The 22117-nt window shown below is 48.6% G+C and carries 12 protein-coding genes; 2 read left to right on the plus strand and 10 right to left on the minus strand.

What is annotated here, in order from left to right:
- Positions 1-96 precede the first annotated feature (96 nt).
- The 6 genes from nifJ to nhaC form a co-directional block, all read right to left on the minus strand.
- Complete coding sequence (gene nifJ / locus C9J01_RS13215; RefSeq protein WP_107298622.1) at positions 97-3669, minus strand: pyruvate:ferredoxin (flavodoxin) oxidoreductase; 3573 nt, start codon at positions 3667-3669, stop codon at positions 97-99.
- A gap of 142 nt (positions 3670-3811) precedes the next feature.
- Positions 3812-5161, minus strand: coding sequence for a hydroxylamine reductase (gene hcp, locus C9J01_RS13220; RefSeq protein ID WP_039459247.1), 1350 nt, complete (start codon positions 5159-5161; stop codon positions 3812-3814).
- Positions 5162-5604: 443 nt separating this feature from the next.
- Positions 5605-6726, minus strand: coding sequence for a M20 family metallopeptidase (locus tag C9J01_RS13225; RefSeq protein ID WP_107298623.1), 1122 nt, complete (start codon positions 6724-6726; stop codon positions 5605-5607).
- Between the two features lie 79 nt (positions 6727-6805).
- Positions 6806-7270: a YjiG family protein gene (locus tag C9J01_RS13230; RefSeq protein WP_107298624.1), complete on the minus strand. Its 465-nt coding sequence runs from the start codon at positions 7268-7270 to the stop codon at positions 6806-6808.
- Complete coding sequence (locus C9J01_RS13235) at positions 7270-7989, minus strand: nucleoside recognition domain-containing protein (RefSeq protein ID WP_107298625.1); 720 nt, start codon at positions 7987-7989, stop codon at positions 7270-7272. Before C9J01_RS13235 ends, C9J01_RS13230 begins: the two co-directional genes overlap by 1 nt.
- 496 nt (positions 7990-8485) lie before the next feature.
- Complete coding sequence (gene nhaC, locus C9J01_RS13240; RefSeq protein ID WP_107298626.1) at positions 8486-9937, minus strand: Na+/H+ antiporter NhaC; 1452 nt, start codon at positions 9935-9937, stop codon at positions 8486-8488.
- A gap of 797 nt (positions 9938-10734) precedes the next feature.
- Between nhaC and asd the strand changes: the two genes are divergently transcribed.
- On the plus strand, positions 10735-11853 hold the full coding sequence (asd, locus tag C9J01_RS13245) for an aspartate-semialdehyde dehydrogenase (RefSeq protein WP_170114905.1): 1119 nt from the start codon (positions 10735-10737) through the stop codon (positions 11851-11853).
- A gap of 58 nt (positions 11854-11911) precedes the next feature.
- Here asd and C9J01_RS13250 read toward each other — a convergent pair whose 3' ends face one another.
- The 3 genes from C9J01_RS13250 to sodB form a co-directional block, all read right to left on the minus strand.
- Positions 11912-15001 carry an efflux RND transporter permease subunit gene (locus tag C9J01_RS13250; protein ID WP_107298627.1) on the minus strand — a complete coding sequence of 1030 codons (3090 nt, stop codon included), beginning with the start codon at positions 14999-15001 and terminating at the stop codon, positions 11912-11914.
- A complete protein-coding gene (locus C9J01_RS13255; RefSeq protein WP_237156965.1) occupies positions 15001-16107 on the minus strand; it encodes an efflux RND transporter periplasmic adaptor subunit in 1107 nt (368 codons plus the stop codon). Before C9J01_RS13255 ends, C9J01_RS13250 begins: the two co-directional genes overlap by 1 nt.
- Before the next feature lie 249 nt (positions 16108-16356).
- On the minus strand, positions 16357-16941 hold the full coding sequence (gene sodB / locus C9J01_RS13260; RefSeq protein WP_107298628.1) for a superoxide dismutase [Fe]: 585 nt from the start codon (positions 16939-16941) through the stop codon (positions 16357-16359).
- A 298-nt stretch (positions 16942-17239) separates the two neighbouring features.
- Between sodB and C9J01_RS13265 the strand changes: the two genes are divergently transcribed.
- The gene (locus C9J01_RS13265; protein WP_107298629.1) at positions 17240-17578 is read left to right on the plus strand and encodes a Grx4 family monothiol glutaredoxin; all 339 of its coding nucleotides are present in this window, start codon (positions 17240-17242) and stop codon (positions 17576-17578) included.
- A gap of 167 nt (positions 17579-17745) precedes the next feature.
- Here C9J01_RS13265 and C9J01_RS13270 read toward each other — a convergent pair whose 3' ends face one another.
- Complete coding sequence (locus tag C9J01_RS13270) at positions 17746-22014, minus strand: transporter substrate-binding domain-containing protein (protein WP_158264540.1); 4269 nt, start codon at positions 22012-22014, stop codon at positions 17746-17748.
- Positions 22015-22117 lie beyond the last annotated feature (103 nt).

The raw sequence follows: 22117 nt of genomic DNA on the forward strand, positions 1-22117 counted from the left end.
TAGGGTCTCCTAACTATTTTTTGCGGCTGGTTGTTGGGTAAACCTTGCCTCCAGCCGCTTTGTGTTCTTGTTGAGTGCTGTATGAAATAAATGGTGTTATTCGCTTTTTTCTTGCGCTGGTTTCCACTGCGCCAACTGCTCAAGCAGTTGGTGTTTGTGGCTAACTTGCTGACGAAGTTGGGCGAGGTTCTGCTCGTAGCGCTGCGGATCTTTGCGCTTTATTTGGGTAAAGCGCGCTTCCCGGCCAATTAGCTCTTCGATATCTTTCTTGGCTGGCTTAGAGTCCATCTGCAGCGCGGCACGGCCTTTGGCAATCCGGCGCGGGTCAAAGCGGAACAGTGGCCATAGCCCCGAATCTACCATCAACTGCTGGTGCTCGACGCCTTCTGCCATGTCAAAGCCATGGGTAATACACGGCGAGTAAGCGATCACCAAAGATGGGCCTGGATAGGCTTCTGCTTCCTGCAGGGCTTTGATGGTCTGGTTCATGTTGGCACCCAGTGCGATCTTGGCGATGTAGACATTGCCATGCATCATCATGTTGAGCGCCAAATCTTTGCCTTGGCTGGTTTTACCCTGGGTGGCGAATTTGGCGACTGCCCCTGTTGGGGTAGCTTTTGACTGTTGGCCGCCGGTATTGGAGTAGCCTTGGGTATCCATGACCAGTACATTGACGTTATCGCCGCCGGCAAGCACATGGTCCAAGCCGCCATAACCGATGTCATAGGCCCAGCCGTCACCACCGACAATCCAGTTACTTTTCGCCACCAAGTCGTCGGCACAAGTGTCAAGCTGGCGCATTGAGTAAGGTAGAGCAGCACGCAAGCGGGTAAGGTTGCCACGTTGGCGGACAACGGCAGCTTCACTACTGTCGAAGGCATCTTCACGGATCTGCTCGATCAACTCTGCCGGAATAATATCGCGGGCATTTTCAAGCAGTGACAGGGCATTGTTACGCTTGCTGTCCAGTGCCAAGCGCATGCCTAAGCCAAATTCGGCATTGTCCTCAAAGAGCGAGTTAGCCCAAGCCGGACCACGTCCGTCACTGTTAACGGCGTACGGTGTGGTCGGTAAGTTACCCCCATAGATAGATGAACAGCCAGTTGCATTGGCGATCAGCAAGCGGTCACCGAATAGCTGGGTAAGTAATTTGACATAAGATGTCTCGCCACAACCCGAGCAGGCGCCAGAGTACTCGAACAGTGGCTGCAGCAGTTGGCTGGTGCGGGCATCGATACGTTTGATATCAATGCGCTCCACTTCTGGGAGTTGCAAGAAGTACTCATAGTTAGTGCTTTGCTGTTCGATAACCTCCTGCTTCGGCACCATGTTGATTGCCTTACGGGCTGGGTTGTCTTTGTCACTGGCAGGGCATGCCGTAGTGCATAGGTTACAGCCGGTACAGTCCATTGGAGAGACCTGCAAGGTATAAGCTTGGCCCTTGAAGTCACGCTGTTTATAGTCGGTATGCTTGAAACCGTCAGGGGCATCAACCAATTCACCCGGGGAAACGGTTTTGGCTCGGATTGCAGCATGCGGGCACACCAAGGTGCAGATATTGCATTGGGTACACAGATCTTCTTCCCATACTGGGACTTCCTGAGCAATGTTACGTTTTTCCCACTGGGTTGTTGCTGTCGGCCAGCAGCCATCAACGGGGAAAGCACTGACAGGCAGTTGGTCACCTTTGTCTGCCATCATCATGGCGCTAACACGCTTGACCAAGTCCGGTGCATTTTCACTGACGACCGGTGGGCGACGGAAAACACTGGTGACTTCATCCGGAATCGCCACAGACTGAATATGTGCAACCGCCGCATCTACCGCAGCATGGTTGGCTTCAACAATTGCTGGGCCACGTTTGCTGTAGCTTTTTTCAATAGCTGTCTTTAGCTGAGAAAGGGCGTCCTCAAGTGGCATCAAGTTGCTGAGGGCGAAAAAGCCTGCCTGCATAATGGTATTGATGCGGTTTTTCAGGCCAAGCTCCCGGGCCAGTTTAACTGCATCAATGACATACAGCTTCAATTGGCGGCCGATGATCACCTGCTGCACTTCCCGTGGGAGGTGCTGCCAAACACTGTCAGCATCATGGGGGCTGTTTAGGAGCAGGGTCGCTTTGGGCGCTGCTTTTTCGAACATTTCCAGCTTGTCGACAAACTGGAATTGGTGGCAAGCAATAAAGTCGGCCTGTTCAATCAGATATGGCGCTTCGACGGATTGACTATCAATACGCAGATGCGAGGTGGTGATCCCGCCTGATTTTTTTGAATCGTAGACAAAATATCCCTGCGTGTGCAACGGGGTATTCTCACCCAAAATCTTGATAGTGTTCTTGTTGGCACTGACGGTTCCGTCGGCACCCAAGCCATAAAACAGCGCCCGCAGACGCCCCGCAGGCTCAATGTCGATAGTATTCGGTTGAGGTAGGGATAAGTGAGTGATGTCATCGATGATCCCCACTGTAAACGGATGCCTGATTTGACCTTCAAGCATGGCGTTGAAAATGCCTGCCGCATGGGACGGGGTAAACTCTTTGGACGACAAGCCATAACGGCCACCGACAATCACAGGCATGTGCGGGAATTGCTGGTTGGCAACAGCCTGTTGTAAGGCCGCCATGACATCTAAGTAAAGCGGCTCGCCCAATGCGCCCGGCTCTTTGGTGCGATCAAGCACTGCGATACGAGCCACCGAAGTCGGTAAAACGGCAATCAAATGTGATAGCGAGAACGGGCGATACAAGTGAACGGTAATGACACCGACTTTTTGGCCGAGAGCTAGCTGGTGGTCAACGGCTTGTTTTACCGTCGATGACGCCGAGCCCATTACGACAATGACGTCATCAGCTTGTGGGTGGCCGTAGTAGTCAAACGGGCGATATTCGCGGCCAGTTAATTCAGCAAACTGTGCCATTTTGTCTGCCACGATATCAGGGCAGGCTTGATAGAACAGGTTTGAAGCTTCACGAGCCTGGAAGAAGGTATCTGGGTTTTGTGCGGTACCGCGGATGCTCGGGGCATCTGGGGTCAGGCCGCGTTCACGGAAGGCGTTGACTTGCTCGTTGTCTATCATGGCATGTAACGTCGCGTCATCAATCACTTTGATTTTGTTGATTTCATGCGAGGTACGGAAGCCATCGAAGAAGTGCACGAAGGGTACACGGCTTTCCAATGTTGCAGCTTGGCTGATAAGCGCAAAGTCATGGGCTTGCTGCACACTGCCTGCTGCCAGCATGGCAAAGCCTGTTTGGCGAACTGCCATCACATCTGAGTGATCACCGAAAATAGACAAAGCATGGGTTGCAAGAGTACGGGCGGCAACATGCATGACGAACGGGGTGAGTTCGCCTGCAATTTTGTACATGTTAGGGATTTTGAGCAATAACCCTTGCGATGAAGTAAAGGTAGTCGACATCGCGCCAGCCATCAGGGCACCGTGCACCGCACCGGCGGCACCGCCTTCAGATTGCATTTCAATAACGCGAGGGACTTGGCCCCAGATATTTTCTTTTTGCTGGGATTCCCATGTTTCGCAGGCTTCCGACATCGGGGAAGACGGGGTGATAGGGTAGATACCGATCACTTCATTACAGCGGTAAGCGACTGATGCGGCGGCTTCATTGCCGTCCATGGTGACAAACTGCGATTGGCTTTGTGGATGAGTAGACATGACTGGCTCCAATGGGCAAGCCCTGTTTAACAGGTGCAGGTAATCGACACAGGCAAACATGTTGCTGTGTTATTGTTTTAATTAAGGGTGGGCCGACCCCTAGTGGGTAGCAGAGGGCCGGCCCGAGGGCATGATTGCCGTTTTACACTTCAACCACGTCTAGTTGCGGTTGAGGGTTCAGCATGCGAGCCAAATCATCTTTGGCATTGCCAGTTAGCTGCAGGTTGAACTGCTGCTGCAGGAAGGCAAAGATATCTTCGTTAACAAATTCTGGCGGGTTAGGGCCAAGGTAGATGTTCTGGATACCTAGGTTGAATAGCGCCAGCAGGATCAATACCGCTTTTTGCTCCATCCAAGATAGAACGATGTTCACTGGAAGATCGTTGACAGGCACACCCATCGCATCGCTCAAGGCTAGTGCGATCATCACCGCACCGTAGCTGTCGTTACACTGGCCAAGGTCGAGGTAACGTGGGATCTCTGTGCCAGGAACGGTACCGAAGTCATGGTCGTTGAAACGGAACTTACCGCACGAAGATGTCAGGATAATGCAATCGTCCGGGATCGATAGAGCCAACTCGCGGAAGTAGTCATTCGGCTTACCAGGCTTATCACAACCGGCAACAACGAAGAATTGTTTGATCTTGCCTTCGTTAACTGCTTCAAGGATCTGTGGAGCCAAGCCAAGAATCGTCTTGTAGTTATGGCCTGTCATCAGGGTTTCTTCGCTCTCGAAACCTTCGATATCCGGCAGGCTCAAAGTCTGCTCAATCAATGGACCGAAATCATCTTCAAGCTGGCGGCAGTTATCGATACCCACAATGCCATAGCTGTATAGACGGTCTGCATAATCAGCACGGCCAGTTGGCGGGACAATACAGTTGGTGGTAACGATGATAGTCCCGTTCCACTTCTGGAAGAGTTGTTTTTGGTCGAACCAAGCTTTACCGATATTACCCTTAAGGTGGCTGTACTTACGCAGCTCAGGGTAGCCGTGGGCAGGTAGCATTTCTGAGTGGGTATAGATATTGATGCCTTTACCTTCGGTGGCAATCAAAAGGCGCTCTAGTAGTTCAAGATCGTGGCCGGTAACTAGGATACCTTTACCTTCAGCTTTGTTTTGTGGCACACAAACAGGAGTAGGGATCCCTAAGCGGCCATGGTGGGCTTCACCAAGACGAGACATCATCTCGCTACCGGCACCACCAATCTTCATTAGCTGTGCGATATGCTGATCGAAACTGAAGTTAACGTTAGTCAGCGTGAAGTAGAGTGTTTCGGCAATCACGTCATCAACTGACTTGGTATCTGCACCTAGATCATCGGCATGAGTACGGTAGGCAGAAAGGCCTTTCAGGCCGAAAATCATAATATCTTGCAGGCGGGAAAGGTTTTCATCTTTACCACAAGTACCTTGAGTTTTACCCGTGCTACCACAGCCGCCAGTCTGGGCCATAGAGCATTGGTGACAGAACATTGCTAAGTTCGACATTATTGCATTCCTTTAAAGGTGTATTTATATTGCAACTTATGGGACGAGGATAAGGGCAAAGCGCAGTAACGTCATTGATCAAGATCAGTTTTGCAGAAAACATCCATATTAAATGCCACTTATGTGGCACGAAGAGGGTTATTGTATCGAATTGTATTGATTGAGTTTGCTCTATTGAACGGTGTTTTGTATGTCTGTAGCCTATCCACGCCAACTTAAGTATACGGAATGGTTATGAGTGCCTCTCTAAAAGTAAAATCACAATTTGCCCAAGCACATATGGCAAAGGTACGTAAGAAACATTTGGAGGCATACCGGGCAAACAGAAAAGCTCTGACGTGCCCGAAGAAGTAAGCTGGAGGAAGTTGAGCTGAATGATTAAGTGGCAGAATGAAAAAGAGCGCCGCAGCGCCCTTTTGTCTAAAACGGTGAGTTAGTATTAATTAACCCGCGATTTTAGCTAGTACTTTCTTAAGTAACTGGATACGAGGCTCGATAGTTTCAAGCTCAAGGTATTCGTCAGCACTGTGGAAGCCTGCACCTGCAGGGCCAAGGCCATCAAGCGTCGGGATACCAAGTACCGCAGTAAGGTTGGCATCTGAGCCGCCGCCTACTTCTTGCCAAGTAATGTCGATACCCAGTTCTTTACCTGATTCTTCAACCAAAGCCATCAGTGCTTCTGTTTTCTCAGAAGGAACCATAGAAGGTTTGTGTGCTTCACGGTCAATGGTGATTGCTACGCCGTCAACGAATGGCGTTTCTGCCATCGCGCGGATTTTTGCATCAGCCGCAGCGTATTCGTCGTTATCCCAGAAGCGAACGTCAACAACAGCTTCAGCGTGGTCTGGAACGATGTTGGCACCTGCGCCACCTTTCACTACACCTACGTTTAGGGTCGTGCCGCTTTCGAAGTTGGTCAGCTCGTTAATCGCTAGGATCCAGTTTGCCATTTCAGTGATTGCACTGCGGCCATTTTGTGGTTCGTTACCGGCGTGTGCCGCTTTACCTGCAAAAGTCAGGCGGTAGCGAGCCATACCCTTACGGGCTTTTACCAAAGAGCCATCAGCACGGGCAGCTTCTGCCACCAGTACATTTTTTGCGTTAACCGCAACGCTCTTTAGCCATTTTTCAGAGTGTAGTGAACCGATTTCTTCATCTGGGTTCATGCATACACAGATAGACAGCTTATCCAGTGTTTCCTTGTCCATTTCACGCAGGGCGTAAACAACGTTCAATAGACCAGATTTCATGTCAGAAACGCCAGGGCCGTAAGCACGCTTGTCATCAAACGTCATTGGGCGAGCAGCAACAGTGCCAACAGGGAATACAGTATCCATGTGGCCGATTAGCATCACGTCAATTTGCTCTGCGTCAGGCTTGTTGCGAACTTCAAGACCTGTACCGGCAATACCGCAGTCAATGCGCTTAACGTTCCAGCCCAGATCAACATATTTTTGTTCCATCTGGTTGGCAATAACTTCAATGCCTTCTTTGGTTAGCGTACCGCAATCAACATCGATCAGCGGGCGTAGTTCTTCCAAGTAATCTTGCAGTGAGAAACTCATATTAGCTCCTGAGAGAAACCTTATAGGGTATGAATAGCGACAGGAAAAAGGGGGCAATATGCCCCCTTGAGGTAGTGATTTACACTAGGATGTTCATCACGAACATAGCAACGAATGCGTTCAGAACAGAAATCGCAACCATCACAGGGATGTGGCGGCCTTCTGTGCCGATAACACCTAGGATACGGCCAAGGTATTGAACCTGAGAACCCATTAGGTAGATTGCTGGGGCTAGGATAGCGATGTGGTTACCGTCAAGGATACCAGCATCAAACAGGGTGATTACTACACCAACCGCACCACCCATAGACATCCAGGCACCGATTAGTACAGCTGCAGCTTCACCAGGCAGGCCGAAGATGCCCATGATAGGTGAGAACAGAACGCCCATTGCGTCTAGTGCACCTGTCAGTGAAAGTACTTTGATGATCACGAATGCCATCAGTACGTTTGGAATTGTTGAGCTAGTCGAGATTGCCCAGCCTTTCTTCGCGCCTTCTACGAAGATATCAGTAACCATTGGTTTTTTAGTTGCTTGAGACATTATGCGGTCTCCTTCTCAGTAGAAACGTTGTTTTTCTTGTCAGTGGCTTTTAGGTATAGGCGGAAGATGTTCGCGCCAACAATCTTCATCACGAACATGATGACTACAGCCAGACCGATTGAAGAGGTTACTGCGTTGCTGCCGTCAGCATAGGTTAGGGTGAATAGCACCGCACCTGAAGAGAAGAAGTTAACAATGGTTGCACCGGCAGAGAACTGGAACATCGCAAACACATCGGTTTCGCGTTGGGTGATGTGACCGCCTTCTTGAAGCTGGCGGGTCATTGATGCGCCTGAGTCAGTGTTCTGTAGAGAAGCGATTAGCGCAAGGCCAGTATCACCTGGAAGGCCAACTAGTGGACGTAGTAGTGGGGTTAGCAGCTTACGAGCAGCGTCTAGGGCACCGTAGTGCTCAAGGACGTTGATCATACCCAGAGCGAACATAACTGTAGGGACAAGTGTTAGGGCAAACAGGAAGCCGTCACGTGCACCGCTACCGCCAGTACCGCGCATGGTCGTTTGGGTAACTTCAACCGCACCGTCTGCCGCTGCTGTTACCGTGTTTGCCATGGTACCGAAAGAGCCGTTTAGGGTGTTGAAATCAAATACACCGTACCACTCATTGGTTTGTAGTAGACCTGAAAAGAACACAAAAGCGAACGCTAGGGCAATATATGCACCTATCGTTACCTTTTGGTTTTTCTCTGCTGGATTGCTCATATGTAACCTCTTAGGAATCAAAAAGGCCGGTTGGCCAAAATAAGGAATCTGTAACAAATCTTCACAGCTTTTCACTGCAAATAGCGCTGTTACACAGCCCTCAAAATAAGAAACGAGGTCATTGTCCCTGATTTATCGGGGAAATAATTGACGGGGGTCAATATGTGCTACTGAATGCTAATCCGAATGGGGTAATGGCTAGTATTTGTGATCGTGATCTACATTAATATCCTATTCACAAATTTTAATATTAAAAATAGATGTTTTTAAGCATGATTAATTGTTTTTTTATTATTAATTAATCATTTCCATAATGTGGTTTAAGTGTTTTTATCGTGTGTTTTGAGGCTAAAAGGAATGATAAGTTAGCGTGTTAATAGCGCTTTGTTAGTATAAGTTCAATTAATATTTGTTTACAACTATATTGTTGACTACAGATCAAAAAAGAGCGCTCTAAGGCGCTCTTTGAATTAATCATAAGTGGCAGTTATGCAAATTATGCAGTTTGTTGCTGTCCTTGGGTGGATAGCGGAGTTGTTTCCTCAGCTTCTTCGCTCACTGTCGCTGTTGGTGGGCAGCGGTCAACGAACCAACCCATGTAAGACGAAACAATCGTGACGATGATACAAACGAAGCTCAACCACATGAACGGTGCATAGGAGAAGGTTGCGACCCCTAGGATACTTGCCATGTAGATACCGTTATCACTCCAAGGCACCATACCGGATGTCAACGTACCGCCGAACTCTGCATTTCGTGACAGGTTCTTGCGCTGGTAGCCAAGACGGTCATAGTTCTTGGCACAGATTTTTGGTGTCAGGATAAGAGATACATACATCGCTGAACCGAAAACGTTACCTAGGAAGGCCGTAGCAATAGTTGAAACCGAGAGGCTACCCGCTGAGTTGACGCGTTTTTCGAAAATCTTGGCAATAGTCTGCAGGACGCCAACTTTATCCAGTAGTCCACCGAAGCCAAGGCCGAATATGATCACTGCCACCGAGCCAAGCATTGATGACATGCCGCCACGGTTGAGGATTGCATCAATGAAGTCAACGCCAGAGTCAATCGAGAAAGGTGCCCAAGCGGTGTTGAAGGCAACAAGTGGGTCCATATCCTGAACCATTACCGCCCATACGATACCCAGCAATGAACCTAGCGAGATAACTGGGAAGGAAGGTAGGCGCAAAGCCAGAAGGGCAAGCACAATGATCACCGGGACAAAGGAGAATGGCGAGATCACGAACTGCTTGTCCATTGCAAGGATAACAGAATCAACCTGAGACATATCGACATTGCCGGCGTAGTGAATGCCAACACCGGTAAACAGGATACCGGTAATGATGTAGCTGATCAGGGCAATCGGCAGCATGCCTTTGATATGCTCCACAACTTCTACATTCGACATCGATGAAGCCAGAATTACCGAGTCTGATAGTGGTGATAGTTTGTCACCGAAGTAACAGCCAGATAGGACAGCACCTGCTGTCATTGGCGCAGGAATACCTAGGCCCTGGCCAATACCCATCATCGCGATACCGGCTGTACCCGCCGCACCCCAAGAAGTCCCCGTTGCCAGTGCTGTCATCGAACAGATCAGCATAGTCGCCAACAGGAAGATTGAAGGGTGGATGGCTTTCAAGCCATAGTAAATGATGGTTGGGACAATACCACCGGCAATCCAGGTACCAACGAGGGCACCGACCGCTAACAAGATAAGAACGGCGCCCAAGCCGTTAGCAATGCCTTTAGTCGCAGCGGTTTCTAGCGATTTGTAATCATGGCCAAGCTTGATGCCCAGTGCCATGATGACGAACCAGCCGATATAAAGCGCAAGCTGGATAGGTAAATCGAGTTTCGCAGTAAAAGAGAAAGCCAGCGCAAGAAAAATACCGAGGGCAATAAAGACCTGAGTCAGCGACGGTAGTTTCACAGTCTGTTTGTTCATACTTCTAACCTTGTGAGTTCGAGCCTGTAAATTGTGAATAGCCTTAGGACAGGTGTTATCAACCCTAAGGGATTATTTTCTAATAATTTTGATGACCATATTGGTCTGCTAAAGGGTAATAGCATTGATTCGCCGCTACTCTAGCGGATAGCTTTCGAGGTCACGATAAAAAATGTCTATAGATGTGATCTCATCCAAAATCATGCAGGAAGCCCTTAAAAAAGTACGCTTGTATTTTAATTTGTTGTTAAATTGACGTGCTTAATTTGTGCTTTGTATGTTTTTTGACTGTTCTTTCATATTGTTTCCATGTGTGTAATTCCATTAATGGGTAGATGATATCACCGCAAATAAGGTGATATTCTAGAATTAAGCATTGCCATTGCGAGCTGTGGTAGGTTATCAATGTGTGGTGAAATGATCAAAATAAGTAATGGTAAAAGTTAGTTGCTGATTAAATGGATTTTCACCTTTTGGCTTTATTATTATACATTTTGTTGGTGTTTGATGGTCATTTGAACGATTGTTGAGTGTGTTCTGGCCCGAAATTTCACCAAAAGTTATATGGTTTTTTAGCGTTCTTCACCGCAAGCTTTAATAAATGTCGGCGGTTTTGTTTACAGGGTGGTGATTTTTTTTACAGGAATTTTGCAACTTCTGCTTGAGTTTCGTGGCTGAAATTACTATAGATGGGGGTCTGCCTGTCGTTATAACTATCGCCTGTTGCTTGGTTAAAGGTCCTACCAGTAATGTTGATAGTTATACCGATAGAACAATGATCAGGGAGTGTAGTGCACATGATGAAAGTAGGATTAGTGGGTTGGCGAGGCATGGTGGGCTCTGTCCTGATGCAACGTATGGTAGAAGAAGGTGATTTCAATGTGATTGAGCCTGTTTTCTTCTCTACGTCCCAAGTGGGGATCCCAGCTCCGAATTTTGGTAAGGATGCCGGTGTCCTTCATGATGCGTTTGATATTGAGCGCTTGAAACAGTTGGATGCGATTGTCACTTGCCAAGGCGGTGGCTATACCGAGAAAGTTTACCCAGCACTACGCCAAGCAGGCTGGAAAGGGTATTGGATTGATGCGGCTTCTACCCTGCGTATGAAAGAAGAGTCGATTATCGCCCTTGATCCGGTTAACTACGAGCAGATGAAACAGGGCCTACACAATGGTGTAAGCACCTTTGCAGGCGGTAACTGTACAGTTAGCCTAATGCTGATGGCTGTAGGTGGCTTGTACCAAGCTGGTTTGGTTGAATGGATGACATCCCAAACTTACCAGGCGGCTTCTGGTGCAGGTGCGAAAAACATGCGTGAGCTAATCAGCCAGATGGGTGTAATTAATGACGCGGTATCTAGCGAGCTAGCTGATCCGTCGACATCTATTTTGGATATTGACCGTAAAGTTGCGGAAACTATGCGCTCTGAAGACTTCCCAGCTTCTGAGTTCGGTGCACCGTTGGCTGGCTCATTGATCCCATGGATTGATGTGAAACGCGAAAACGGCCAGAGCAAGGAAGAGTGGAAAGGCTCAGTAGAAACTAACAAGATCCTAGGCCTTGATAACAACCCAATTCCTATCGACGGGACTTGTGTACGTATCGGTGCAATGCGCTGTCACAGCCAGGCACTGACTCTGAAACTGAAAAAAGCCGTGCCAATGGATGAAGTGGAAGAGATTATCGCTTCGCACAATGATTGGGTTAAAGTGATCCCGAACGACCGTGATGTGACTGTCCAAGAGCTTAGCCCAACAAAAGTAACGGGCACGCTGTCGGTTCCTGTTGGTCGCTTACGTAAACTGGCAATGGGTGATGATTACCTCAATGCGTTTACTGTTGGTGATCAGCTATTGTGGGGTGCGGCAGAGCCACTACGTCGTACGCTGCGAATCATCTTGGCTGAAAAGCAATAAGATTAAGACTTATATAACAAAGGCCTGCTGATGCAGGCCTTTTTTATTGATGGGATTGCTAGCTTGCTGGTGCCTGGCGGTGACGGCGCCAAATCGCCAGAACATCTTTCTCTTTCAACTTGGCCATTGCCACATAGGCAACGGGTACCACGAAGAGTGAGAAGAACGTACCTGCGACCAAGCCGCCTACCAGTACCAGACCGATGTTCACCCGGCCCAGAGAACCAGGGCCGTCGGCAAAGGCCAAAGGCAACGAGCCGAGGATCATCGTTAGCGAGGTCATCAAAATCGGTCGCAGACGAGAGCGGGCACTTTCCAGCGCGGCTTTAATGGCGGTTGCACCCTGACGGCGCTGCTCGTTGGCAAACTCAACCAGCAAGATACCGTGTTTGGTGACTAAGCCTACCAGTGTCAGCAAGCCGATCTTCGAGTAGATATTCAGGCTTTGGTCAAACATCGCCAGGGTCAACAGTGCACCGACAATACATAAAGGAACTGTCAGCATAATGACCAGTGGGTCGATGAAGCTCTCGAACTGTGCAGCTAGGATCAGGTAAACAAAGATCAGAGCCAGCAAGAAGAGTAGTTGGGTACCAGCCTGCGAATCATCCAATAGCTTGACCGTGCCGTTGAAGGCGTAGTCCTGGGCACTATTTAGCAGTGATGGGACTTCTTGGTCGATGTAAGCTTTGATATCACTGGCCGTATAGCCCGGCATTAAGTCTGCGGTGATTTCAGCACTGTCTTTCCCCATGAACGTTTTAAAGCTCGATTCTGCTGTCGTCTGCTTGATAGTGACAAACTGCGACAGCGGCAGGCTCTGGCCTGAGTCTGAGCTTACATAAAGCTTATCGAGTACGTTAAAACTGCCGAGATCATGGCGGTTAACCTGTACTTGGATTGGATACGTGAAACCATCATCGGCCTGCAAGTCTGCCGCTTTGACTGAACCGAGGAAGGTCGATAGGGCATTAGTGACATCGCTGTAATTCACCCCTGATAAAATGATCGCGTTACGGTCAATTTCCAAATCATAGGTTAACTGATCACGAAGGGTTGAGTTCTTGACGTTAGTCACCCCCGGATACTGCTCAAGCAGGGTGGTTACTTTCTCTGCTGTTTTAGCCAAGCTGTCAGTATCACGATCGACAGTCGTCAACTCCAATACTAGGTTCGTTGCGATGCCAAGGTTATCTGCAGAGCGGACGGCAAATGACATGTCGTAGGCTGAAACGGTACGGCTAGCCTTTTCCGTGAGGCTGGCGATAACCTCATCTGCTGTTTGCTGACGTTCACCCCAAGGTTTGAGCAATACATGGTTGGTTGGCGTACCTTCAATGTAAGACAAGTTGGCTTCGATAGCCTTTTGGCCTGCCATGGCGCTGTTGAGTTCATCATTATGCGATAGGTGGTACTGGCGGCCCACACCGGTCGGTGCGGTTGATGTGACTTCGATGAAACCAGAGTCTTCAGTTGGTAGCAGTACTTGCGGTATTTTGATGAAGGCAAACCCTGAAAGTACTAATAGAAGACATGATAATCCAGCCATAACGGCTTTGCGGTTGAACCATTTCTCAAGCTCAAGCGTGTATCTGTCGGCTAAGCGGTTGAGCTGGTGGTCAACACGGGCAAACCACTTCGGGTGCTGGTTAACAGGCTTAATCAAGTAAGCGCTCATCATCGGGGATAAGGTGAGGGCCACCATGCCGGAGATGATCACTGCCGCTGCTAGGGTAAAAGCAAATTGACGAAACAGATCAGCCGTTAGCCCAGACATCAACCCGATAGGCAGATACACAACGGCTAGGGTGAGTGTCATGGCAATCACCGGGAAGATGATCTCTTTGCTGCCTTTCAATGCAGCGTTAAATGGTGTTTCGCCTTGTTCTATATGGCGATAGCAGTTCTCTACCACCACAATCGCATCATCGACCACCAATCCGATTGCAAGGATAATCGCAAGGATTGTCAGGACATTGATACTAAATCCAAGCAGTACCATAACCGAAAATACACCGATCACGCACACTGGGATGGTGATAATCGGTACCGAGGCAACCCGAAACGAGCCAAGGAAAAGCATGACCACAATGGAAACCAAGACAATGGCCTCCACCAAGGTCGCAAACCCCTCATCGATGGCTGATTCGATGAAGTCGGCTTGGTTGTAAACCATCTTCATCTCGATCCCATCAGGGAGCTTAGTTTGCATAGATTCTATAGCGGCTTTAACCCTATCGGCGACGATAACGGGATTTTCCGTTTTGAGTGGCAGAACCTGCAGTGACATGGCCTGGTTACCATTGACGGTAAGCAAACTTGGGGTCAGGCTTTCTTCACCCATGACAACATCGGCAATATCTTTGACCCGAATGATCTGGCCATTATCAACCCGGATGACGAGATCTTGCACATCTTGCAATGAAGTCACCTGGCTAACTGGGTTGATAGAAAAGTCCCGAGCTTCACCTTTGATGGTACCGGCAGTGAAGGTACTGTTGTAAGTACTCAATGTGCCAACGACATCAGCGGTTTTGATGTTAAGCGCTTTCATGCGCTCCGGCTTAAGCCACACTCTTACCGCTTTTGATGAGCCACCATACGGGCCCCACACACTGCCTACACCTTGAATGTGACGAAATTGCGGTACAAGTTGCTGGCTGATGTAGTCATACATCTCCTGCTGCTCAAGGCCACCGGTATTGACGAAGGTGATGACATTACTGGTGGTGCTGGTGTCTGATGAGTTATCCGTTACTGTCGGCTTGTCAGTCATACTCGGCGGAAAATCACCAATCGCCTCAACACTGCTGCGTAATTTGTTCATCAGGTTGGTGTACTCAACATCATCAACATCGTCGCTGAAGTTGATTTTCAGGGTACAGCTGCCCTCGACACAGTCGGTGGTCATGGTGTCGACGCTATCAAGCCCGGTTGCGGCGTCGATAAGTTTATCGGCGACATTTCGCGACATGAACTCGGCGCTGGCACCTGTGATATTGGCACTGACGGTTGCCGTGGCTGTCTGATGCTCTGGGAAGTATTGGATAGCTAGCTTTTGGAATGACAAGATCCCCAGAAGCACAACGGCAATACTCAATACAGAAGCAAAAACGGGGTGGCGGATACAGACTTCAGGCAAGCGCATTATCCTGCCTCCTTATTTGTCACGTTTGCGGCGTTGTCATTCGCTTTTGATAGCGCTTTTTCAGGCTGTTGGGAGGAGAGAACATTGACAGTGCTCTCATCCGTTAGCTTTTGCTGGCCGGTGATCACCACGTGTTCCCCTTTCTTTAGGCCTTGCTTAATAATGACGTAGCCATCATTGGTGTTGGCGCCCAGCTCGACCTGTCGGCGCTGTGGCTGGCTGCCTTCAACAACCCATAGGTAGCGCTGCTCATTGTTGGCGAGGACAGCATTCTGCGGGACAACCAATTGTGCCTTGCCCCTTTGTAGTTGCTGGCTGACATTGGCAAACATACCTGGCGCAAGCACCAGTTCTTGGTTCTCGATGGTGGCATGGACCTCGACTCGGCCTGAGCTTTCATCGACCGCTGGGGCAATGTAGTTCACTTCGCCAGTAAAGGTTTGCTCAGGAAACGCAGAAACGGAAACATTCACTGTCTGACCAATCTGCGCCATGCCAAGATCTTCTTGGCTAATGGCATAGGTGACATTGACAGGGTCTAGCTTATACAAGCTGACCAACGCGGTTGAGGCATCAATATGGCTACCGATGGAATGGGTAAATGTCGTCAGTCTGCCATCGAAAGGAGCAACAATGGTGTAGTCTTTCAAGGTTGCTTCTTGTTGACGGAAGTCAGCGGCCGCTAAATTAACTTCCTCCTGAAGCTCGTCCATGTCCTGCGGTGATAGGGCGTCTGGTTGTTTGGCGAGTAGGTCACGGGTACGCTGTAATTTGGTCTTAGCCAAGTTGAGGGTACTGCGGGCTTTATCCAGATCCGCTTTGGCTTTGGTGCTGTCGAGTTCAGCGATGACGTCACCTTTTTTAACGGCATCGCCATCGTTGAAGGCGATCTTTTCAATTTTGGCACCGGCACTGAAAGTCAGGTTGGCGTTATCAAGTGCGGTGATTTTGCCTACTTCCTCTATCTTCTGGGCAATGCTTCGGGTGGACACAGGCTCCACGGTAACCGGAATCGCTGAGGGCTCAACATCATTGGCCATCACCATCGCGGGGGCTAGGCAAAGGAAAGAAGTGGCAATCGTCTTGCAGGCTGAATATCTGGTCATAGGAGTATCTTCTTGCTGAATACTCCCGCATTTTTACTTTCATCTGTTCATGGAATTGTCAGAAAAGCGTCAATCAAGCCTATGAAATACCTATATTTTATATTTTTTATGGCTTTTTAGAATGGCTCAGAAAGGCAATTCAGTGGTAAGACTAAAAGCTAGAGGCGAAAAAAAACGCCTGCCAAAGCAGACGTTTCATTCTTATCTCAACATCATTTGATGGTGAAATAGAGGGGAATTAAAGCTCGATTAAGCAGCTAGGTTCTTCGCAACGAAGTCCCAGTTAACTAGAGCCCAGAAACCGTTCATGTAGTCTGGACGTAGGTTACGGTAATCGATGTAGTAAGCGTGTTCCCACAGGTCAACAGTTAGAAGAGGAGTAACACCTTCTTCAGTTAGTGGAGTCGCTGCGTTAGACGTGTTAACGATGTCTAGAGAGCCGTCAGCTTTCTTAACAAGCCAAGTCCAAGAAGAACCGAAGTTGTTGATTGCAGAATCAGTGAACTTCGCTTTGAACGCGTCGAAAGAGCCGAAAGCTGCGTTGATAGCTTCAGCTACTTCACCTGTTGGTTCGCCGCCAGCGTTTGGTGCTAGGCAGTGCCAGTAGAAAGTGTGGTTCCAGATCTGAGCTGCATTGTTGAATACGCCACCAGTTGAAGTCTTAACGATTTCTTCTAGTGATTTTTCTTCTAGCTCAGTACCTTCGATAAGACCGTTTAGCTTAACCACGTAAGTGTTGTGGTGTTTGCCGTGGTGGTACTCAAGAGTTTCCTGAGAGATGTGTGGCTCAAGAGCATTTTTTTCGTAAGGTAGAGCTGGTAGTTCGAATGCCATTGCTCGATTCTCCATTTTGGTTAAGGGGCGTTTCCCTTGACATTGCTTCCAGTCGGCTAGGGCCAACTTATTATTTGAAACTGACTATTGTCACCGGATTACTATACCGTGAGGTATAGGTCTAAATTGTGACGGTGAAATCATTTTAGCAAGTTTTTTCTTTATTAAAAGATCTGAAAGGCAAAAAGAGGTGAAAAATAATATCCTTACTTTCTTTAGGCATTTTTTTCCTGCGCGTGACCAAGTAGAATGATGTCTGTGATAGTCAACTTATAAAGCAAAGTCGTAAGAGGAAGCTATGGAAACCATCGACAAAATTAAACAACAGATTTCTGAAAACGCAATCCTGTTGTACATGAAAGGCTCACCAAAACTGCCAAGCTGTGGTTTTTCTTCTCAGGCAGCACAAGCACTAATGGCATGTGGTGAAAAGTTTGCTTATGTCGATATCCTGCAAAACCCTGATATCCGCGCTGAGCTTCCAGCCTACGCGCAATGGCCGACTTTCCCTCAGCTATGGATTGAAGGTGAGCTAATCGGTGGCTGTGACATCATCATCGAGATGTTCCAGAAAGGCGAACTTCAGCCATTGATCAAAGAAGCCGCTGAGCGCCGTGACGGTGAAGCAGCAGAATAATCTGTTGAACGAATAGTGATTTGGTAGGCAGGTTAACACCAAGCATTACTAACGGTATTCGCAAAACACCTCGGGAAAGACAATTTCTCGAGGTGTTTTTGTATCGGCGGATCAGGCTGATTTCTAGCGCTAAGCGCATGAGTTGAGTGCCCCGCGCACAGAAGAGTCTACAAATGCTCACTTAAGGTTCTGAGCTCGTCTATCGCCGACAGGGCTTGCTCGATATTTTCAGCAGAGGCATAACGTTCAATTTCTGCCAGTAGCTGGGCCAGCGCTTCGCATTCCAGCATTTTGGATGCCCCCTTCATCCTATGGGCGATATCGGCAACCTGTAATTGATCGTGTTGTGCTAGGGCTGTCTCAAGTAATTGCAGGTCACGGTGATGCGTCTCCTTGAACTCTACTATCAACTGTTCTGTTAATGCGTGGTCATCGAACATGGCTACTAGCTTTTCTCGATCAAACAAGTAATCGGCACCGCTTGGCTTTCTGGGGCTATTGGTGCCTTGCTGCTCCCCGAGTTTGTTGTTTGTTTCACTTTCACTGTTAATCTCTAGGCCATCGTAGGCAAAGCTAATTAATTCATTGGGCTCTTCTGTATTTTCTTCAGCTGTATCAAGGCTTGCAGTGATACCACCAAACAAGGCACCAAAGTCATCAGCTAGGATGTCTGAGTCAGTGTTTATTGTTGCCTCTGTTTCTAGAGTGGGATGAAGTTTGGTTTCAGCTGTTTTGGGTGGAAGCCATTTCTCAATCAGGGTGCTTAACTGCTCGATGGAAACAGGTTTGACGATAAAGTCACTCATTCCTGCAGCAAAGCAGCGTCCATCTTCTCCCTGAACGGCATTCGCGGTGAGGGCTATGATTGGCAACCCCTCCGCAAGGCAAGAATGAGCAAAGCTTGAGCCCACCGTTGAAGCCAGTCTTGCTGCCCTTTGCTCGTTACTTTCATCGTATTGCTCAAACTGAGTGTAGAGCTCCCGGGCATGCTGTTCCTTTTGTCGTACTGTAGTCGCCAGCGTATAGCCATCCATTTCTGGCATGTGGCAATCTGAAAGCAGTAAGCCGTAACGGTTTTGTTCTAACGCCTGCAAGGCTTGTACGCCGTTGTCGACAATATCGGCCACTACACCCAATTTCTCCAATTGCTTGCCAATCACTTGCTGATTTATAGGGTGATCTTCGGCGACTAAAATCAATCGCCCTGACATCTCGGCGTGTTCACGACTCTCCATGACAACTTGCGTTACCGGTGACTCTAGGTGTTGGACTAAAGGGGCCACCCGCTGGGTCATCACATGGCGCAAGTTATCTGGGAACAGAGGATTGACTGACAAGCACCAGTGTTCATCCATAGGCTCTGGCGATAGCATCGGATTTTGATTAATGATGATCACCTTGGTCGTTGGTGCATTTTGCTCAAACCAAGTGGTTGGCAGTTTGAGTTGTTGCCACAACGACAGAGTCAAGAAAGCAAAGTCAGGCTTAACTCGAGCGATCTTGTTGCAAACCGTCGACGGGTTATCCAGTGTTGTAAGTTCAGTTGATAACCCTAAGTGTTCTAGGTAGCGGCAAAGCTCTTCCCGCTGGATAAAGTAACCAAATACGTTTGCTGTCTGGGTATGGAAGGCGGGTACTGATGTACCTTGTTCGTGGCTTAAAACTGGCAGCGGCAGGGTGATACTAAAGGTACTCCCTTTACCTTCCTCACTACTCAGCGCAACCGTGCCATTCATCTGCTCAATCAGCTTGTGGGCGATGGCTAAGCCCAGCCCAGTACCGCCAAATCGCCGGCTGGTGGTTTGATCTGCTTGGGCAAATGGCTGGAATAGCGCCAGTTGTTTGTCTTTGGGTATGCCAATACCGGTGTCTTTGACACTGAAACGGATACGCTGGCAGTCCTGCCCAGCAAACTCTTCTTTGGTTGCCATGATGTCTACCGCAAGAGAAATTGTCCCTTGTTGGGTAAACTTAATCGCATTGTTGAGGAAGTTATTGAGAATTTGCTGTAGGCGAATGTCATCGACTAAGTGGCATTGGGCCAACCGTGGATCTTGCCAATAGTGGAATGCCAACGACTTTTGCTGGGCATGGATGGATTGGGGTTGGATGATCCGCGCCAGTACAGTACCTAGCTCAACCTGTTCAGGGTTGAGATCCAACTTGCCGGCTTCAATTTTGGAAAAGTCCAGCACGTCATTGACGATATGGAGCATATTTCGGGCGGATTGGGTCAGGCCGCCATGCAGGTTCTTGGTTTCTTCATTGAGTTGCTGGTCAGCCATCAGTTCAAGCAGGCCGAGGATCCCGCTGATAGGTGTCCGTACTTCATGGCTGATGGTAGCGAGGAAATGAGATTTTGCCTCTGTTGCACTTTCAGCTTTTTGCCTTGCAGTATCTAAGGCCAATTGCTGCTGTTTGAGCAATGAGATATCGGTGATGACGGTATTCCAATAGAAACCCTTCTCCTCATGCGGAGTAATTCGGCTTTTGAATTGCACCCACATCGGTGTAGGGCTAGAACTCGCAATGGCTTGCTCATGATCCCAGTGTCCCTGCTGGCAGGCGTTGAGCATGCTTTGCTCTAGCTCTTGGATATTTTCAATTGCCATTTTATCAAGCAGCGTTTCTGGTGAACGAAATAGCTGTTCGGCAGAGACCTGCAATAGTTCGTTGATGCTTGCACTGACAAAGGTGAACTGGAACTGTAGTGGCTTGGCGGGATCTGGCTGGATATGTTGCAGCACAATCCCGTCAAGATTATCGGCAAGGTGCTGGAGTCGTTGCTCCGCTTTTTTTGCCCTTAGCTCTGCAGCTTTACGCTGCAGGATCTCTTTGGCCATTTTCCGGTTCCAGCCAATAATGCTGGCAATGACCACGATACCCAAGGTTGAAATCAACCCTGCCCACTTAGCGACTTCAAGCGGTGCTAAACCTTCTTGGTAGTCGAAGGTGAGCCATTGGTGTTCGAGCCTTGAGTATTCCTCTGATGGAATAGAAGCCAGAGCCTTGTTGATGATATTTAATAAAATAGGGTGGCGGTAATTGATTGCAAAACTCAGCGGCAACAAGTTATCCGGCAAGATCTGACCCTGCATACGGAACTGGCCGATGTAGTCACTTTGCAGCAGTGGGGAAGCATGATGGAGTGAAGTGAGGACCTGATCGACCTGTTTGGATTGCAGTGCCCGAAAAGCGGAATCTTGGTCGGGGAACGACTGCATTTCACAATCTAGACAGAGTGTTGCGAGTAAACTCTCTCCTGCTGTGCCACTGATTGTTCCTACTTGGCTTGTTCCCTGGCTGAGTAATTGGGTGAGTGCGGGATCAGCGTTGCCAAACAGGACCCAGGGTTCATTGACATAGGGCGCCGAGAAGTGCATTTGTAGCGCGTCTTCTGGGGTTTCCGTTAAAGCCGATAACATCATGATATCGCCATTGATAAATGCTTCGCGCAACGCTTCGTATGAGGGTTTTGATACGACTTCAAACTTCACGCCCAGCTCATTGGCAATAATCTTCAGTAGGTCGGCAGTGAGGCCAGAGTGATGGGACTGTTCGCTGATGAAATCATAAGGCGCCCAGTCGCGATGCACGCCAACAGTGATAGTAGGGTTAGCTTCGAGCCAACTTCTTTCCTCTTGGCTCAAATTGAGGTGCCCATATTGAGCAAACATATTGAGTTGGTCAGGTGTTAGCCATTGGTTATAGATAGATTTAATACTGCCAGCTTTAATGTCTTCCAAGGCAAAGTTGATCCTGTTGAGAAGCCGGTGTTTGCCTTTTGGGGTAGAAAAATGCAGGTGGTTAGTGGGTAAATCCGGCAAGATTGATAAAGTTAGCTGAGAGTCGCCCAGTTGCTTGATGAGATTAGACAAAACAACCGCATCCCCAATATACCCCTTGGCCTGTTGCTCTAAGATGCTGTTTATCGCGACTTGACTGTCTGGCACAGGGCGAAGTTGGGCCCAAGGTAGAATAGTGGGTAACAGTTCTTGCAGCGCAAACCCTTGTTCGATAGCGATGACCTCGCTGTCGAGCTCTTGGTAATGGTTGATTGGCTTATTGAGCGTAACTACACCACGACGCAAGGAAAAAATCGGCTCACTGAACGACATGTAGCCTTGCCGGTTGGACGTTGAGGTAACCCCAGCCAGTAAATCAAGCTCTCCCGCTTTAAACGCATTGGTGACTTCTTCAAACGTTGGGTAAAACACCACCTGATAGTCAAATTCAGCATGGTGGGAGACCTGTTTGAGGACATCCATGAGAAGCCCGCTGTAACTATCTGGTGAGGCTACGTATCCTTCCGCCGTGATGTTTTGCTCCAAGGCGGGGCTGACAAAAATATAGGGGGGAAGGTTGAAGCCAGGAAAGCCAACCCTGACCTGAGTTTTTTGGGGGATGGTTGGTTCTTGGCTAGCGACTGTACTCAAGGAGGTTAAGGCCACCCAACAGGCTAGGAGGAAAAAAGAAAAATATCTCGCCAATGTTCTGGGCTGCATACTTTACTTCCTTGTAAAGAAATGAGCATAAGCT

The sequence above is a fragment of the Photobacterium rosenbergii genome (genome assembly GCF_003026455.1).
GTDB classification, from domain to species: Bacteria; Pseudomonadota; Gammaproteobacteria; order Enterobacterales; family Vibrionaceae; genus Photobacterium; species Photobacterium rosenbergii.

Bases quoted from the DNA above. Each gene is read 5' to 3' on its own strand.
- C9J01_RS13265 (WP_107298629.1), top strand. From the start codon at position 17,240: ATGGAAACCATCGACAAAATTAAACAACAGATTTCTGAAAACGCAATC.
- C9J01_RS13225 (WP_107298623.1), bottom strand. From the start codon at position 6,726: ATGAGTTTCTCACTGCAAGATTACTTGGAAGAACTACGCCCGCTGATC.
- nhaC (WP_107298626.1), bottom strand. From the start codon at position 9,937: ATGAACAAACAGACTGTGAAACTACCGTCGCTGACTCAGGTCTTTATT.
- hcp (WP_039459247.1), bottom strand. From the start codon at position 5,161: ATGTCGAACTTAGCAATGTTCTGTCACCAATGCTCTATGGCCCAGACT.
- C9J01_RS13255 (WP_237156965.1), bottom strand. From the start codon at position 16,107: ATGACCAGATATTCAGCCTGCAAGACGATTGCCACTTCTTTCCTTTGC.
- sodB (WP_107298628.1), bottom strand. From the start codon at position 16,941: ATGGCATTCGAACTACCAGCTCTACCTTACGAAAAAAATGCTCTTGAG.
- C9J01_RS13230 (WP_107298624.1), bottom strand. From the start codon at position 7,270: ATGTCTCAAGCAACTAAAAAACCAATGGTTACTGATATCTTCGTAGAA.
- nifJ (WP_107298622.1), bottom strand. From the start codon at position 3,669: ATGTCTACTCATCCACAAAGCCAATCGCAGTTTGTCACCATGGACGGC.
- C9J01_RS13235 (WP_107298625.1), bottom strand. From the start codon at position 7,989: ATGAGCAATCCAGCAGAGAAAAACCAAAAGGTAACGATAGGTGCATAT.
- C9J01_RS13250 (WP_107298627.1), bottom strand. From the start codon at position 15,001: ATGCGCTTGCCTGAAGTCTGTATCCGCCACCCCGTTTTTGCTTCTGTA.
- asd (WP_170114905.1), top strand. From the start codon at position 10,735: ATGATGAAAGTAGGATTAGTGGGTTGGCGAGGCATGGTGGGCTCTGTC.